This is a genomic window from Dokdonia sp. R86516 (assembly GCF_044596715.1).
Classification (GTDB): Bacteria; Bacteroidota; Bacteroidia; order Flavobacteriales; family Flavobacteriaceae; genus Dokdonia.
In genome coordinates, this window is the sequence record NZ_CP138998.1 from 2,114,425 (window position 1) to 2,130,711 (window position 16,287).

The following is a 16,287-nucleotide window of genomic DNA, read 5'->3' on the forward strand; positions in this document are numbered from 1 at the left end:
AGTGTTTAAGTGAAAATGGACTTAGCGAATCTACAAATAGATTTTCACACTTGTTTACGGTTTTCCTTTAGGCTTGTTATTTTTTTGTAAAATTTACGACAAGATCTTGTGTGTAATAAGCTTAGGCATATGGCTTTAATCTTTGTAATTAGTGGGTTTAATAGCCTTAGAAGAGTAAGTTTGTTCTTCTAGGAATGGAGGATAATTATGGAGACGCTTTTTTATCTCACAACCCCTTTGTAAATAAAGATAAAGGGTGTATTTTTGCACTCCTTTTTGGCCACCTTTAGAAAGCTGCCATTGAGGTATTTAAAAAATAAAACAAACCCTTTTACGGTTTCTAGGTTTATGAAGCTTTCGCAGAAACGTAAAATACAAAACCCATCTGTCTATAAAACGCTTGTTTTTAGGTAGATGTAAATTTTAGCAAATGGCTGAAGAAACAAAAAATCCTGAAGTTCAGGAAGAAGCTGCAGTAGCAGCACCAAAAGTTGAGCTAACTCCAGCTCAAGAAAACCCAGAACAATTTCTTAAAGACTTTAACTGGGAGAAGTACGAAGAAGGAATCGATACTGTAGATGACAAGCAACTTGAAGAATTTGAAGCGCTTGTAGCAAGTAACTTTGTAGATACACTTGATGACGATGTTGTAGAAGGAACAGTAATTACACTTACTGATCGTGATGCAATCATTGACATTAACGCTAAGTCTGAAGGAGTAATCTCTCTTAACGAGTTCCGTTACAATCCAGACCTTAAAGTAGGTGATAAAGTAGAAGTACTTATCGACGTACGTGAGGATGCAACTGGGCAATTGATATTATCACACCGTAAGGCACGTGTTATCAAGGCTTGGGATCGCGTTAACGCTGCACACGATGAGGGAACTATCGTAAACGGATTTGTAAAAGCTCGTACTAAAGGAGGTATGATCGTAGATGTTTTCGGTATCGAAGCATTCTTACCAGGATCACAAATTGATGTGAAGCCTATACGTGATTACGATCAGTATGTAAACAAAACAATGGAATTCAAGGTTGTAAAAATCAACCACGAGTTTAAAAACGTTGTCGTATCTCACAAAGCGCTTATCGAAGCAGATATCGAAGAGCAGAAGAAGGAGATCATCGGGCAGCTTGAAAAAGGACAAGTACTTGAAGGTGTTGTTAAAAACATTACTTCTTACGGTGTATTTGTTGATCTTGGAGGTGTTGATGGACTGGTACACATTACAGACCTTTCTTGGTCACGTATCAACCACCCGAACGAAATCGTTGAGCTTGATCAGAAACTGAATGTTGTAATCCTTGACTTTGATGAGGATAAAACACGTATCCAGTTAGGTCTTAAGCAACTTTCTAAGCACCCATGGGAAGCTTTAGGAGAAGAGCTTAAAGTAGGTGATAACGTAAAAGGTAAAGTAGTTGTAATCGCAGATTACGGTGCATTTATCGAAGTAGAAGAAGGAGTAGAAGGTCTTATCCACGTATCAGAAATGTCATGGTCTACGCACTTACGTAGCGCTCAAGACTTTGTAAAAGTAGGAGACGTAGTAGATGCTCAAATTCTTACTTTAGATCGTGAAGATCGTAAGATGAGCCTTGGTATCAAGCAATTAACGCAAGATCCATGGACAGATATTACTTCAAAATACCCTGTAGGTTCACGTCACGAAGGTATCGTACGTAACTTTACAAACTTCGGTGTGTTCTTAGAACTAGAAGAAGGTATTGATGGATTAATTTACATCTCAGATCTTTCTTGGACTAAGAAAGTGAAGCACCCATCAGAATTCTGTGAGGTAGGAGATAAACTAGAAGTAGTGGTTCTTGAGCTTGACGTAGATGGACGTAAATTATCTTTAGGTCACAAACAAATCGAAGCAAATCCTTGGGATAAGTACGAGGATGAGTTCAAAATGGGTACTACTCACAAAGCTGCAATCACAGAGATTGTAGACAAAGGAGCTACTATCGATTTTAACGAGGATATTACTGCATTTGTTCCTACTCGTCACCTTGAAAAAGAAGATGGTACTAAATTAGGAAAAGGAGAAGAGGCAGAATTCCAAATTATTGAATTCAACAAAGACTTCAAGCGTGTAGTTGCTTCACATATGGTTATCCATAAAGAAGAAGAAGCTAAGATCGTTAAGCAACAAGCTAAGAAAGCTAAAACTCAATCTGATGAGTCTAAACCTACTTTAGGTGATGCAAACGATGCTCTTGCAGCTCTTAAAAAGAAAATGGAAGGAGGAGAGTAATTCTCACCATCTAGTTCTTATACTAAAAGCCTCTCAGGAAACTGAGAGGCTTTTTTTTGCTTTCCTATGAATAATATATTGATTAAAATAGGATCATCACTTAGCAATAGAGTGAATGCTTTGTATTATGGTGTACGTTGTTCTATTGTACTAAATATGCTAGCTATTTTATGAATAATTAGCTAGTTTTGTCTCCTGCCTATGAAATCACTTAAGCCATCAGTTTCCGTAATATTAAGCACGTATAATGCTGTTGATTGGTTAGAAAAAACACTTTGGGGATATCAATTTCAAACGACCTTCGATTTTGAAATTGTTATAGCAGATGATGGATCTGGACCACAGACAAAAAAGCTTTTAGAAGACTTTTCAAAAGATTTTCCAGTTCCTATTGTACATGTATGGCAGGAAGATGAAGGTTTTCAAAAATCACGTATTCTCAATAAAGCCATAGTTGCCTGTAACTCGGATTACATATTAATGAGTGATGGTGATTGTATACCAAAAAATAACTTTGTTGAAGAGCATATAAAACATAGAAGGAAAGGTTATTTTCTTTCGGGAGGTTATTTCAAACTTCCTTTAGATATATCAAATTCAATAAATTATGCAGATATCCAGAATCAAAACTGTTTTGATGTAAACTGGTTAAAAGAGCGTGGTTTAAAATCTTCATTTAAAAACAAAAAGCTTACGGCTGGCAAATTTACTTCAAGAGCCCTAAATTTTCTTACTCCTACAAATGCTAGTTGGAATGGTCACAACGCTAGCGGTTGGAAAGAAGATATTGTGAAGGTAAATGGTTTTGATGAGCGCATGCAGTACGGAGGACAAGATAGGGAGCTTGGCGAGCGCTTGATGAATTCTGGTATAAAATCTATTCAGATACGTTATACTGCAATTTGTGTTCATTTAGATCACGCAAGAGGATACAAGACACAAGAAACTCTTGACAAAAATGCCGCTATTAGAAAAAATACTCGTGACAATAAAGTGACTTACGCAATTCATGGTATCAATAAAAATCATGATGTTACTATTTAGATAGCCGCTATTTTTATTGAATTATGAAGTTAAAAGAATATTTTCCATCCATACTTAGAAGTTTTGCGTTAAAAAACAAATCTGTTAGTAAGGTTAAGTCAAGAAACAAGAATACGGTGCCATTGATTGTGTCACTTACTACAATTCCTTCTCGTCTTAAGCTTGTTCAATATACAGTGAGGAGTCTTCTTTGTGCAAATCCTCAGCCAGATAAAGTTATTCTTTGGCTTAACGAATACTTAGAAAGTGCTGTGCCAGCAGGACTCAAAGCGTTAGAAGGTGATGTGTTTGAGATAAGATACTCGCCCTATACTTTTTCTCACCGTAAGCTTATCCATTCTTTAGAGCTTTTTCCTGATAGAATAATCGTGACCGTTGATGATGATGTGATGTACCATCCTAATTTATTAGGGCAATTGTACAAGTCTCACCTACAATATCCAAAGGATATTATTGCAAATAGAGTAAGGAGTATATCATACAATGAACAAGGAGAAGTCCTTCCTTATAAGCAATGGAAACATGTAACCTCTTCTTCCATAGAAGATATGACAATGATGCCTGTGGGAGTATGTGGAGTTTTATATCCTGTAGGGTCTCTTAATAAACAAGTTTTAAATGTAGATCTTTTTCAAGAATTATCTCCCAAAAGTGATGATCTGTGGTTTAAAACAATGGCGCTTTTAAATGGGACATTATCTCGATTTGCACCATATACTGTGGAAGACCCTATACCACTTGTAGGTAGCCAAAAGGTAGCCCTTAAAAAAACAAACGTTAATGAGGACCGCAATAGAGTACAGTGGGAAAACCTAGCGTTACATTTTAATATAGACTTAAAAGAAAAGTAGGAATCTTTTTGTGTATCATGGATTTGTCTCTCCATGACTTTGCATGGAAAGTTGCATTTATCTATCAAAAAATAATTTTCTAGCTGAGATCTTGATCTAGTCTACTAGATATCCAGTTTTTAATATGTGCAAGTAAAGCAGGATCTGCTCTTTCTAAGCTCTGGAAGGTTACAAATATTTTAGATGGATCTTCTAGAAATTGAGCCAACTTCTTTTTTACACTTGAAGGTTTCTTGTAAGATCTGAAATAAGTTAGTCGCGTGTCTTTTGAGTAGTGAAAGGTTCCCTTTTTAATTTCGAGATGCTCAGATAGGGAAGACAGTAAAAACTGACTCTTATCGCGGAACCTAAATGAAATATTCTTTTTGAGCAAGTCCTCATGTTCGTTAAAATAATCAACTAGCGTAGATTTTCTTACACTCATAGGGGTGTGATATCTTCTCACATACTTCTTTGTGCCAGCTAGCATAGCGCTTTGTTGCTGTAGTCTTTTAAAGCTTGTTCTATTAGGGTCTGGTGCTTTCCCTATAAGCTTGAGTAGCTTCTGAAAGTAAACTCTAAGTGTTCTGTCTTCATTAAATTTTTCCCATGAGCCGCGCAATACGGGCATTCCATTGATAAAAAAATCTTCGGGAGCGGTAGCTCTCATTAGGAAAAAATCATCATTAAAAACTATAAAGTGCTCAGATAGGTTTGGGATTCTATAGAGCATAACTTCTATAGAGATAGAGTTAAAGCTCGGTAAAGACTCCTCGTAGCCTCTAAAAATTACCGTATGATCTATAATTTCTAGGTTAACTCCATGTTCTTGGGCCTTTGTACATAGTCTGTCAAAGCCTTGTGGTACTTGGTTGTCGGTAACTAGGTATATGTTTTTTATAAACGGAGCAAACTTGATAATCGATGCTATTGCAATCTGCACTTCGCCTATCGCATTATAGCGAGTGCTTTCTGCTTTTTTAGAGAAATCAATCTTAGTAGCAAGATAGGTGTTGATTTTGTGCTGCCATGTTAAGTCATCACCATTAACCCATGTAATAACTGCATCTATTTGAATATCATTAGTCTGCTCCGTTGTCATATTATACCGCTACGTCATACTCTCTTAAGGCATCGTTAAGTGATGTCTTTTTGTTAGTACTTTCTTTACGTTTCCCTATGATTAATGCACAAGGGACTTGGTACTCTCCTGCAGCAAATTTCTTAGTGTAACTTCCAGGTATTACTACAGATCTTGCAGGTACACGTCCTTTCATTTCTACAGGCTCATCACCTGTTACATCTATAATCTTTGTGCTCATAGTAAGTACTACGTTTGCTCCTAAAACAGCTTCTTTCTCAACGTGTACACCTTCTACTACGATACATCTAGATCCTATAAAAGCACCATCTTCTATGATGACTGGAGATGCTTGTAGTGGTTCTAAAACACCACCTATACCTACACCACCACTTAGGTGTACGTTTTTACCTATTTGCGCACAACTTCCTACGGTTGCCCATGTATCCACCATAGTTCCCTCATCTACATAAGCTCCTATGTTTACATAACTTGGCATAAGAATTACGCCTTTAGAGATATAAGCTCCGTGACGTGCCACTGCATTAGGCACTACGCGAATACCACGATTTGCAAAGTCCTTTTTTAATGGAATTTTGTCATGATACTCAAAAATACCAGCCTCAAGTGTTTCCATTTTTTGGATAGGAAAATAAAGTACAACGGCTTTTTTCACCCATTCATTTACTTGCCATCCGTCTTCAGTAGGTTCTGCTACGCGTAGTGTACCGCGGTCTAGCATGTCTACTACTTCTCGTATTGCATTAATAGTAACTGGATTTGTAAGGTGTGAGCGATCTTCCCACGCCTCTTCGATGATATTTCTAAGTTGTGTCATTTGATAATTTTTAAACACCGAGAGAGATATTAATAAGTCTCTCAGTAGTCATTAATGGAGTTCAAAGATAAAGTTTCAATTGCTTTTTTAACAATTCCCAAGGTGTCAAAAAGGAAACAAGTTTGCAGTTTGTTGTTATATATAAAACAACGGTATAAACCTTAGCCTGCTAGAGAAGCTCACTTACTTCTTCAAATATAAGTTCATTGAGTGTGGATTTTTTATATTGATAATGTGAAGTAACAACGAAAGCCGCTACGACGAGCAATCTTATAGCTCGTTTTTCCTTATTTTTGCACCAAATTTTATAGATGGCACGCATCATTGCAATAGATTATGGAACAAAGCGCACTGGTATTGCAGTGACAGATGAGTTGCAAATGATCGCTTCTGGTCTTACAACTGTTGATACTAAGGATATCTTTACATTTTTAAAGAAATATCTTTCAGAAGAGAAAGTGGAGGCTATGGTGATAGGTGAGCCTAAGCGCATGAATAATGAGGCGAGTGATGTAGAGGTAGATATTGTACGCTTTCGCGAAAGCGTAGAAAAAAAACATCCCGAGCTTGAAATCATTAGGCAAGATGAACGTTTTACCTCAAAGATGGCTTTCCAGACTATGCTAGATAGCGGCATCGGTAAAAAGAAAAGACAAAACAAAGCACTTGTAGATCAAATAAGTGCAACCATTATACTGCAGGATTACCTGTATAATAAATAGATATGATATTACCTATAGTAGCATACGGAAGTCCCGTGCTTAAGAAAAAGGCAAAAGACATTACTCCAGAGTATCCTAATCTTAGTGAGCTCCTTGAGAATATGTATGAGACAATGTATGGAGCGCACGGCGTCGGCCTTGCAGCACCACAAGTGGGATTACCTATACGCATCTTTCTTGTAGATACAACCCCATTTGCAGATGATGAGAGCTTTACAGCAGAGGAGCAAAAGCAGCTATCTAGCTTTAAGAAGACCTTCATAAATGCAGAGATTCTAGAAGAAGAAGGCGAGGAGTGGGCTTTTTCTGAAGGGTGCCTTAGCATACCTGGTATAAACGAAGATGTTTTTAGAAAGCCTACGGTAACCATCAAGTATCAAGACGAAAACTTTAAAGAGCATACAGAGACTTATGATGGTCTTATAGCACGTGTGATACAGCACGAGTATGATCACATAGATGGTATACTTTTTACAGATAAACTCTCTAGTCTTAAAAAACGCTTGATAAAAGGGAAGCTCGCAAATATCTCAAAAGGGAAGTGCAGTGCAGAATATCGTATGCGTTTTCCGGCTGCATCAAAAAAACGCTAGTATTCTCAAAGTCTTCTGTGAAGATTAACAAATCCTTGCAAACAAAATTTGTAAATAAGTATCGCAAAGTGCATCTTTGCCACCCAATTTTAATAACATATGAGTTTAGATAAAGTAATTGCAATCGCTGGAAAGCCTGGAATATATGAGTTAAAGAAGCAAACACGTAGTGGTTTTGTGGCAGAATCTCTTGTAGATGGTAAGAGAATTACTGTAGGTATTCGTCATAATGTAAGTGTACTTTCAGAAATTGCTATCTATACCCTAAGTGAAGAAAAGCCACTGAGAGAGGTATTACAAGCTATAAAGGATAAAGAAAACGGAGCACCTACTATTAATCATAAAGTGTCAAAAGATGAACTTGAAGAGTTTTTCTTTAACGTAGTTCCAGATTATGATGAGGATCGTGTGTATGCTAGTGACATCAAAAAGGTAGTACAGTGGTACAACATCTTACAAGCAAAAGATATGCTCAATTTTGAAGCGCCAGCAGCTCCTGCAGCAGCTAGCGAAGAAGAGGAATAGTGCATAACTTTTAATAATATTAAAAAGCCTTTACAGTTTATGTGTAAAGGCTTTTTTAGTTTTAATGGTGGTTACGCTTTCGCGAAAATGTGCCAAACCAGAATACTGTAAATAACACTAAATAGAGGTGACAACAGCAAATAGTTGCCGCTACACTTACACAAGGGACGATGAATACAAGAGAAACGCAATTAAAAGCCTTTGATAGATTACTTACCATAATGGATGAGCTACGTGTGGGTTGTCCTTGGGATAAAAAGCAAACCATGGAAAGCTTGCGTCACCTCACTATTGAGGAAACCTATGAGCTAGGTGATGCTATTCTTGATAATGATCTAGAAGAGGTTAAAAAGGAGCTTGGTGATCTTTTATTACATATTGTATTCTATGCCAAAATAGGAAGCGAGACCAAGGACTTTGATATCGCAGATGTTGCAAACAGTATTTCAGATAAACTTATTTCTCGCCATCCTCATATTTATGGAGATATAGATGTTGCAGATGCAAAAGAGGTGGAGCGCAACTGGGAAAAACTTAAGCTTAAAGAAGGTAAGAAGTCTGTACTAGAAGGTGTGCCAAAGGGATTACCCGCACTAGTAAAAGCCAGCCGAATTCAAGATAAAGTAGCAGGTGTAGGTTTTGACTGGGAAGAACCACAACAAGTATTTGAAAAGGTACAAGAAGAACTTGAGGAGCTACAGCACGAAGTAAATGAAAACAATCAAGAGAAGATTGAAGCCGAGTTTGGTGATGTGCTCTTTTCAATGATTAACTACGCCCGCTTCTTAAAAGTAGATCCAGAAAGCGCACTAGAGCGCACCAATAAGAAATTTATAAAACGCTTTCAGTACTTAGAAGGTAAGGCCAAAGAACTTAATAAAGACCTTTCAGACATGACGCTTGCCGAAATGGACGCTTTTTGGGAGGAGGCTAAGAAGTTGTAATTGGTTTATAGCAATGTGTTTACATTTCTTTTTGAGTTTGGTGTATTATGTTTCCGGAAGGAATTTTAATTAATATTCAACTTCAACTTCAACTTCAACTTCAACTTCAACTTCAACTTCAACTTCAACTTCAACTTCAACTTCAACTTCAACTTCAACTTCAACTTGAGGTCTACTTCCCTCACTCAAACATCCTGTTCCCTCAATCTAGGTTTTTAAAAGGTGGTGTCTACTCTAATTTCACCTCATAATTAAAAACCAAAGGATATGAAAACACTTAGCACATTCATAATGCTGCTCCTTTTTATACTAGGAGTACAAGCACAAGAAATAATTATTTCAGGAAACGTATCAAATGATGGCGAACCTCTTCCAGGAGCTAATGTTCTCGTAAAAAACAGTGAGATAGGCGCTGTGTCCGACTTTAATGGGAACTACGAGATTAAAGCTGCTGCTACAGATACATTAGTCTTTACCTACGTTGGCTATAATTCAAAAGAGATTTCTGTTAATTCTCAGACTACTATAAATGTAATTTTAGAATACAGTGGTGAGCTAGATGAAGTAGTAGTTACAGCCATGGGTGTAAAAAGAGAGAAGAAAGCATTAGGATATGCTGTTTCTACCGTTTCTTCAAAACTTGAAGGAAAAGTTGCTGGTATACATATTACGGATGGCAAACCTTTATCTGGAATTTCTCAGAATGATCCTGCGTATGGCCAACTAACAGCGGGTGAAATAAATGACGTAGAGAAATATGCAGAATTTGTAAAGATTTACAACTCTGGAGAAGCAAAGGAAATTGCAAAGAAGTGGGGATTTAATCATGATGGTAGAACTGATATACAAGTAACGGATAACAGCGGACTGCCAGTAGCAAACGTAGGTGTTGCTCTTTATAAAAATAATAACCTCTTGATGAAAGGAATGACAGATACATCAGGAATGAGTATGCTGTTTAAAGGAAAATATAGTCCAACTGATACTTATCTAGTGCAACTGTATTACAGTGGTGAGATAGAAGGAAAGAAAATCTCTAGAAATCAGAAACAAGTCTCTTTTACAATTCATGAACATCAAGCTAGTAATGCTATCGATATATTATTTGCAGTTGATGCTACAGGTTCCATGGGTGATGAGATTGCATATCTCAAGTCAGAACTCAAAAATATAATGAATAGGATTGATACGAGTGTTGAGCAAAAGAGAGTAGCGCTTACGGTGTACAGAGACCATGGTGATGATTATGTAACTCGTGCAATAGATTTTAGCAGCGATGTAAATGAAGTAAAAGACTTCCTTTCGTCGCAGCATGCAGCTGGAGGTGGAGATTATGAAGAAGCAGTAGAGGAGGCGCTTAAGGTATCATTGTCACAGTCATGGAACGAGAAAGCAAAAGCTAGGATACTCTTTTTGATGCTAGATGCTCCGCCTCATTTTAATCAAGAAAACGTTGCCATGATTAAAAGTCAAATTGCAAAAGCAAAAGAGCAGGGTATAAAAATTATTCCAGTAGTTGCCAGTGGAGCAAATAAAGAAGTAGAGTTTTTAATGAGGTCTTTTAGTGTGTCAACTAATGGAACATATGTGTTCTTAACTGATGATAGTGGTATAGGAAATGATCACATAGAAGCCACTACAGAAAGTTTTAAAGTAGAAAAACTTAATGATTTAATGGTACGATTAATAGAGCAGTATGCAGGTGTGCAAACTACTGTTTAAGAGTAGTGTTTTTTTTGTGGATGATTAATAGCGCACTATATAAAGTAGTGCGCTATTTCTTTATATAGACTGTAGGTATAAATACTCCACTTTCTCCCTTGCCCATGGAGTTCTTCTTAAAAACTTTAAGCTAGATTTTATGGAAGGATCTTTTTTAAAGCAATTGATATCTACCTGTAAGCTCATTTCCTTCCAGCCATATTTTTCAACTAGAAATTCAAGTATATCTGCAAGCTTCACACCGTGCAGCGGATTGTTAGGTTGGGCTTTTTTCTCTTCCATAGGCTGCAAAGATAAAAGAAACTATTGTCTAAAAAGATTTACCGTTACCGTAGCTGCTTCTGTATTTGGAAACTTAGCACTCAAGGTTTCATCTCTTTTCATTCCAATAGCGGCAAGAGTGTCATGAAAGACTGGCACTTCTACAATATATTGATCAGAATATCCGTGGGTAGCGTCATAAGCTGTAACTGCAGTACGCCCTATATTACGAGCGGCAACCGCTGGTGGAATACTGTGTAATTCTATAAGCAGTAATCCATGTTTTCCTACATAAGGTGACCACTTACTAAAGTGAGCCGCAAGAGACGCCTCCACATCATTGTTAGATAGTCGTTTTCCTTCATATGAAAATGCGCCGGTTGATCTACTTGCATGCTCAAGCTTTTTCTCTGGTGCTTTCCAAACACGATTGTGATCTAAGAAAGAACGTACATTGAGAAGATCTCCTAGTGTTATATCATACTCTTCTTTTAAATCTGTCGCTAGTCTTTCTGGATCACCTATATCTCCCCACATTACTTTTGCCCAGATTTCAGATTGTATTACGTTTTGCTTAGTAATGTCGATGGCGGCTTGGTTGTAATCTGCTCCTACAAGGATGAGTGGGTATTCATCTAGATGCTTACCACGTAAAGTGTGACGCTCGATGAGGTTATAAAGGTGAATTAAAAATGCACCATTACCACAGCCCATATCTAATATCCCTTTAGGTTGCTCGTCTAGAGGTTTATTGAAAATATCAAGTATAATAGTATCTACCACTTTAAAATAAGTGGCATGAGCACCACCACTTCCCCAGACATTCATAGCTCTATCTACATGGCCTTCCTGATTTCCATCGCCATGGTGTTTTGCACTCAATGCATCACCAAAAATAAGATCATCAAGTTTACGTAGGGTAGGTATGTAAGATACGGTTACTCCGTAAGAGCTCGCTCTTTTTGCAAAAAATAGTCCTTTGTCTGTAAACTGGTAGGTCTGTCCTTTCTTATTAAAAAGTTCAAAATAGGAGAGCATATCTAGCAGCTTTTTAAAGTTTTCTCCATCTGCATGAAACTCCTCAGGCTTAAAGCTGGCTTGCATAAAATATTTATGAAAGGCACCATTCATTGATAAGTGCACAAGCGTTGGGCCTAAGATAGTTCCTTCTATATGTGCAAGTATTTGCTCTTGCACTTCGCGCTCCTTGGTAGTTGAAGATAAGGTGAGACCATAGGCTTCTTTGTATTTCTCAAAAATATCTTGGAGTTTTTTAAATGGAGCTGCCTCAAATTTTCTAAAATGATAATTCTCAGAAAGCTTTTGCAGTGCTGTCACATCTTCATACAGAGGAAACAGTGCAAATGCAATAGGCGATAATTCGTTTACCTTATAAACCACTTCATTATCCTCATTATTCACAGTTTGCTCAATCCATCCCTGAGATGCTAGTACACGCAATGCTACGTTCAAGTAGCCCTCGTTTACAGTAAAAGTGTTGCTTAAAGTAGTTAGACTCACTTCCTTTTCTTGCAAAATAAAGTCGGTTACTCCATTTTTATAGAGTGTAAACGCAGATGGCGCTGTTACTATACCATCCAGATGTCTAAAAAGGCGTTCTCTATAAGTGGTCTGTAATGTTTTTGACACCATAATATCAGTGTGTTAGTGGTTAGATTTTTATAAGTCTACTTGGTCGGTAGGATTATGCGCAAATTACTTAATAATTGTTTTTTAACATCAATTTAATTGCGACAGATTCTTATGTATTTTTACAGTGATGAATCGTACTTCAAAAATTATTTCTATTAGTGATATAACAACGCTCAAAGAGCAGTTATTATCGTGGTCTCAACAACATGAAGAGGTTGTCTGGCTTGATAGTAATAGCTATGAACGTCAGAATTATCCTGAGTATGAAGCCATCTTAGCAGTAGATGCTTTTACTAGTTTAAAGACAGATTATCAAGGTGCTTTTGACCAGTTGGAGGAATATCAAAGTTCAATTAAGGATTGGATTTTTGGTTATTTAAGCTATGATCTTAAGAATGATACAGAGCGTCTTACTTCAAGACATAGCGACAAGCTAGACTTTGCCGACCTACATTTTTTCCAACCTAAAAAATTGTTCTTACTCAAAGGAGACACACTGGAGATGTTATATCTAGGGATGGTAGATGATGAGATGGAGGATGATTATAACGAAATAATAGCTACCAGACCTGCCGAAACTCAATCCCAAGCACAGCCATTATCCATACAACTTAAGATCCATAAAGAAGCGTACAAGGAAAAAGTGTGCAGCATGTTAGAACATATTTATCGGGGAGATATTTATGAAGCAAATCTGTGCCAAGAGTTTTATGCGCTAGGAACTATAAACCCATTAGAAATCTATAAACGCCTTAATGCTATTAGTTCGCCACCTTTTGGCACCTATCTCAAGCTTGAGGATCAGTTCTTACTTTCTGCATCTCCGGAGAGATATATTAAGAAAATAGGGAGTAAGATTGTCACGCAGCCCATAAAAGGAACAGCAAAACGCGGGGTAGATGAAAAGGAGGATGCCGCTTTCGCGAAAGCGTTACAACAAAACTCAAAGGAACGCTCAGAAAACATAATGATTGTAGACCTGGTGCGCAATGACTTGTCCCGTACCGCCCTCAGAGGGTCTGTTGTAGTAGAGGAGTTGTGTGAGGTATACCCATTTAAGCAGGTGCACCAAATGATCTCTACCGTAACTTCAGAACTAGGTGTGGGCATCTCACCGGTAGACGTGATACGTAGTACCTTCCCAATGGGAAGTATGACCGGCGCTCCAAAGTTACGAGCAATGCAAATTATTGAGTCACTAGAGGAGTCAAAACGTGGCTTGTATAGCGGCGCTGTAGGTTACTTTACGCCAGATGGCGATTTTGATTTTAATGTCGTAATTCGTAGTATTCTATACAATGCAGAAAATGAATATATCTCATACTCCGTAGGTGGAGCCATCACTGCTGGCTCAGACCCAGATAATGAGTATGAAGAATGCTTGCTTAAAGCAAAAGCGATGCGTGCAGTTTTAGAAGGAGATTTGTAAATTAGTGCTTTAAACTACTTATGGCAAATACATTAGAAAATATAAAGCTCACAGAGGAAAGCATATCAATTAATGATAAGCGCATGGATGAATTATTGCTCTTTAGTACTTTATCTACTTCGTTGTTTCTTTTAATATATGCTTACAAACGTTTCAAGAATACTGATGTTGATATACTTACTATTATAACAGGGTCTTTAGGTGGCGTACTTTTAATATTGAGTGTTTTAAGTATTTTTCGCGTTTCATGGCAGAAAGAGATTAGCCTTTCAGAAATTGCTTACGTTCAAGATAAAACAGCCTTTACAGGACATAGATCTCTCATTTTAAGGTTGAAGAATAAGAAAATAAAGAACTTATTCTTAGAGCCTGCAGATATCCCAGAAATGCTCACACAATTAACACAGCATAATATTCCAATTAATACTAAGGGATGATTGAGTAACTAATTACCTTTGCATCGTAAAATCCTATTTTACAACAAAGGATATGATACCTAGTGCGCTTTCGCGAAAGCGTACTAACAATAAAACAACTAGCTTAAAGCATACAGCTTAGAGCCAAAAGCCAAATTATGAGCGACGATAAAAAGATCATTTTTTCAATGCAGGGCGTTTCAAAAACGTTTCCTGGAGCACAGACACCTGTACTTAAAAAGATATACCTAAGCTTCTTTTACGGAGCAAAAATAGGAATCTTAGGTCTTAATGGTTCTGGTAAATCTACTTTGATGAAAATCATCGCAGGATTAGATACAAACTTTCAAGGTGATGTAACTTCAGATAAAGAATTTTCTGTAGGGTATCTTGAGCAAGAGCCTAAGCTAGATCCAGAAAAAACCGTAATTGAGATTGTAAAAGAAGGAGCTGCAGAAACGGTTGCTATTCTTGATGAATACAATAAGATTAATGATTCATTTGGTCTAGAAGAGGTATACTCAGATGCAGATAAGATGGATAAGCTTATGGCTCGCCAGGCTGTCTTACAAGATGAGATAGATGCACGTGGAGCATGGGAGCTAGATACAAAACTAGAGATCGCGATGGATGCACTACGCACCCCACCGGCAGATCAAAAAGTAGGTGTGCTCTCTGGTGGAGAAAAGCGTCGTGTGGCATTATGTAGATTGTTATTACAAGAGCCAGACGTGTTATTACTAGATGAACCTACTAACCACCTTGATGCAGAGTCTGTGCACTGGTTAGAGCACCACCTAGCGCAATACAAAGGAACGGTGATTGCCGTAACGCACGACCGTTATTTCCTTGATAATGTAGCAGGATGGATTCTTGAGCTAGATAGAGGTGAGGGAATTCCTTGGAAAGGAAACTACTCTTCTTGGTTAGATCAAAAATCTAAGCGCATGGCGCAAGAGCATAAAACAGCTTCAAAACGTCAAAAAACATTAGAGCGCGAGCTGGAGTGGGTACGTCAAGGGGCAAAAGGTCGCCAGACTAAACAAAAAGCTCGTCTACAGAACTATGACAAGATGATGAGTCAAGACCAGAAGCAAGTAGATGAGAAGGTAGAAATCTATATACCTAACGGGCCACGTCTTGGTACTAACGTTATTGAGGCATCAGGAGTAAGTAAGGCTTTTGGTGATAAATTACTGTATGAAGATTTAAACTTTAACTTACCACAAGCAGGTATTGTAGGAGTGATAGGACCTAACGGAGCTGGTAAGACTACTATCTTTAAGATGATTATGGGTGAGGAAGCTCCAGATAAAGGAAGCTTTACCGTAGGAGATACTGCTCAAATCGCATATGTAGATCAGAGTCACAGTAATATAGATCCAGACAAAACCATCTGGCAGAACTTCTCAGACGAGCAAGAGCTTGTCATGATGGGAGGGAAGGAAGTAAATTCTAGAGCATATTTAAGTAGATTTAACTTCTCAGGAAGTGAGCAAAATAAGAAAGTGGCAACACTATCTGGTGGTGAGCGCAACCGTTTGCACCTTGCTATGACACTAAGAGAAGAAGGAAATGTACTGTTACTGGATGAGCCTACAAACGACCTTGATGTAAACACATTAAGAGCGCTAGAAGAAGGACTAGAGAACTTTGCAGGATGTGCCGTAGTAATTAGTCACGACCGTTGGTTCTTAGATCGTATCTGTACACATATTCTTGCGTTTGAGGGAGATAGCCAAGTATATTTCTTTGAAGGAGGATTCTCTGAGTATGAAGAGAATAAGAAGAAGAGGTTAGGTGGAGATCTAATGCCTAAGCGTATTAAGTATAAAAAACTAGTGAGATCATAAGTACTCACAGCTAGCAACAAAAAAGCCCAATACTCGAAAGAGTATTGGGCTTTTTTATTTTAATTAGGTAGTTATTTCAAGTTCTTAAAGAAAGAAGAAAAACAACGCACATA

At 37.6% G+C, this 16,287-nt stretch carries 15 protein-coding genes; 11 read left to right on the forward strand and 4 right to left on the reverse strand.

The window, feature by feature from the left end:
- Positions 1-430 precede the first annotated feature (430 nt).
- The 3 genes from rpsA (at position 431) to SJY23_RS09590 (ending at position 4,158) form a co-directional block, all read left to right on the forward strand.
- The gene (gene rpsA, locus SJY23_RS09580; RefSeq protein WP_396596163.1) at positions 431-2,263 is read left to right on the forward strand and encodes a 30S ribosomal protein S1; all 1,833 of its coding nucleotides are present in this window, start codon (positions 431-433) and stop codon (positions 2,261-2,263) included.
- A 201-nt stretch (positions 2,264-2,464) separates the two neighbouring features.
- Positions 2,465-3,307 carry a glycosyltransferase family 2 protein gene (locus tag SJY23_RS09585; protein ID WP_396596164.1) on the forward strand — a complete coding sequence of 281 codons (843 nt, stop codon included), beginning with the start codon at positions 2,465-2,467 and terminating at the stop codon, positions 3,305-3,307.
- 23 nt (positions 3,308-3,330) lie between these two features.
- Positions 3,331-4,158 carry a glycosyl transferase gene (locus SJY23_RS09590; protein ID WP_396596165.1) on the forward strand — a complete coding sequence of 276 codons (828 nt, stop codon included), beginning with the start codon at positions 3,331-3,333 and terminating at the stop codon, positions 4,156-4,158.
- A gap of 79 nt (positions 4,159-4,237) precedes the next feature.
- Here SJY23_RS09590 and SJY23_RS09595 read toward each other — a convergent pair whose 3' ends face one another.
- Positions 4,238-5,239: a Stealth CR1 domain-containing protein gene (locus SJY23_RS09595; RefSeq protein ID WP_396596166.1), complete on the reverse strand. Its 1,002-nt coding sequence runs from the start codon at positions 5,237-5,239 to the stop codon at positions 4,238-4,240.
- A gap of 1 nt (position 5,240) precedes the next feature.
- Positions 5,241-6,056, reverse strand: a complete 816-nt coding sequence (locus tag SJY23_RS09600) for a 2,3,4,5-tetrahydropyridine-2,6-dicarboxylate N-succinyltransferase (protein WP_396596167.1) — start codon at positions 6,054-6,056, stop codon at positions 5,241-5,243.
- Positions 6,057-6,367: 311 nt separating this feature from the next.
- Here SJY23_RS09600 and ruvX point away from each other — a divergent pair, with 311 nt between their 5' ends.
- From ruvX to SJY23_RS09625, 5 genes are all read left to right on the forward strand, one after another.
- The gene (ruvX, locus tag SJY23_RS09605; protein ID WP_035334087.1) at positions 6,368-6,778 is read left to right on the forward strand and encodes a Holliday junction resolvase RuvX; all 411 of its coding nucleotides are present in this window, start codon (positions 6,368-6,370) and stop codon (positions 6,776-6,778) included.
- A 2-nt stretch (positions 6,779-6,780) separates the two neighbouring features.
- Positions 6,781-7,371 (forward strand): peptide deformylase, encoded by a 591-nt coding sequence (gene def / locus SJY23_RS09610; protein ID WP_035334086.1) that lies wholly within the window; start codon positions 6,781-6,783, stop codon positions 7,369-7,371.
- 99 nt (positions 7,372-7,470) lie between these two features.
- Complete coding sequence (locus SJY23_RS09615; protein ID WP_035334085.1) at positions 7,471-7,896, forward strand: DUF5606 domain-containing protein; 426 nt, start codon at positions 7,471-7,473, stop codon at positions 7,894-7,896.
- A gap of 170 nt (positions 7,897-8,066) precedes the next feature.
- Positions 8,067-8,840: a nucleoside triphosphate pyrophosphohydrolase gene (gene mazG / locus SJY23_RS09620; protein ID WP_396596168.1), complete on the forward strand. Its 774-nt coding sequence runs from the start codon at positions 8,067-8,069 to the stop codon at positions 8,838-8,840.
- A 267-nt stretch (positions 8,841-9,107) separates the two neighbouring features.
- On the forward strand, positions 9,108-10,562 hold the full coding sequence (locus SJY23_RS09625) for a carboxypeptidase-like regulatory domain-containing protein (protein ID WP_396596169.1): 1,455 nt from the start codon (positions 9,108-9,110) through the stop codon (positions 10,560-10,562).
- A gap of 60 nt (positions 10,563-10,622) precedes the next feature.
- On the opposite strand, the gene SJY23_RS09630 is transcribed toward SJY23_RS09625, so the two are convergent.
- Both SJY23_RS09630 and SJY23_RS09635 read right to left on the reverse strand, forming a co-directional pair.
- The gene (locus SJY23_RS09630; RefSeq protein WP_035334080.1) at positions 10,623-10,844 is read right to left on the reverse strand and encodes a VF530 family DNA-binding protein; all 222 of its coding nucleotides are present in this window, start codon (positions 10,842-10,844) and stop codon (positions 10,623-10,625) included.
- Between the two features lie 21 nt (positions 10,845-10,865).
- Complete coding sequence (locus SJY23_RS09635) at positions 10,866-12,476, reverse strand: class I SAM-dependent methyltransferase (protein ID WP_396596170.1); 1,611 nt, start codon at positions 12,474-12,476, stop codon at positions 10,866-10,868.
- A 127-nt stretch (positions 12,477-12,603) separates the two neighbouring features.
- On the opposite strand from SJY23_RS09635, the gene pabB reads away from it, so the two are divergent.
- The 3 genes from pabB (at position 12,604) to ettA (ending at position 16,174) form a co-directional block, all read left to right on the forward strand.
- On the forward strand, positions 12,604-13,905 hold the full coding sequence (gene pabB / locus SJY23_RS09640; RefSeq protein ID WP_396596171.1) for an aminodeoxychorismate synthase component I: 1,302 nt from the start codon (positions 12,604-12,606) through the stop codon (positions 13,903-13,905).
- Between the two features lie 20 nt (positions 13,906-13,925).
- Entirely contained in the window at positions 13,926-14,342 is a 417-nt protein-coding gene (locus SJY23_RS09645) for a hypothetical protein (protein WP_396596172.1), read from the forward strand.
- Between the two features lie 137 nt (positions 14,343-14,479).
- Entirely contained in the window at positions 14,480-16,174 is a 1,695-nt protein-coding gene (ettA, locus tag SJY23_RS09650) for an energy-dependent translational throttle protein EttA (protein ID WP_396596173.1), read from the forward strand.
- Positions 16,175-16,287: the final 113 nt, after the last annotated feature.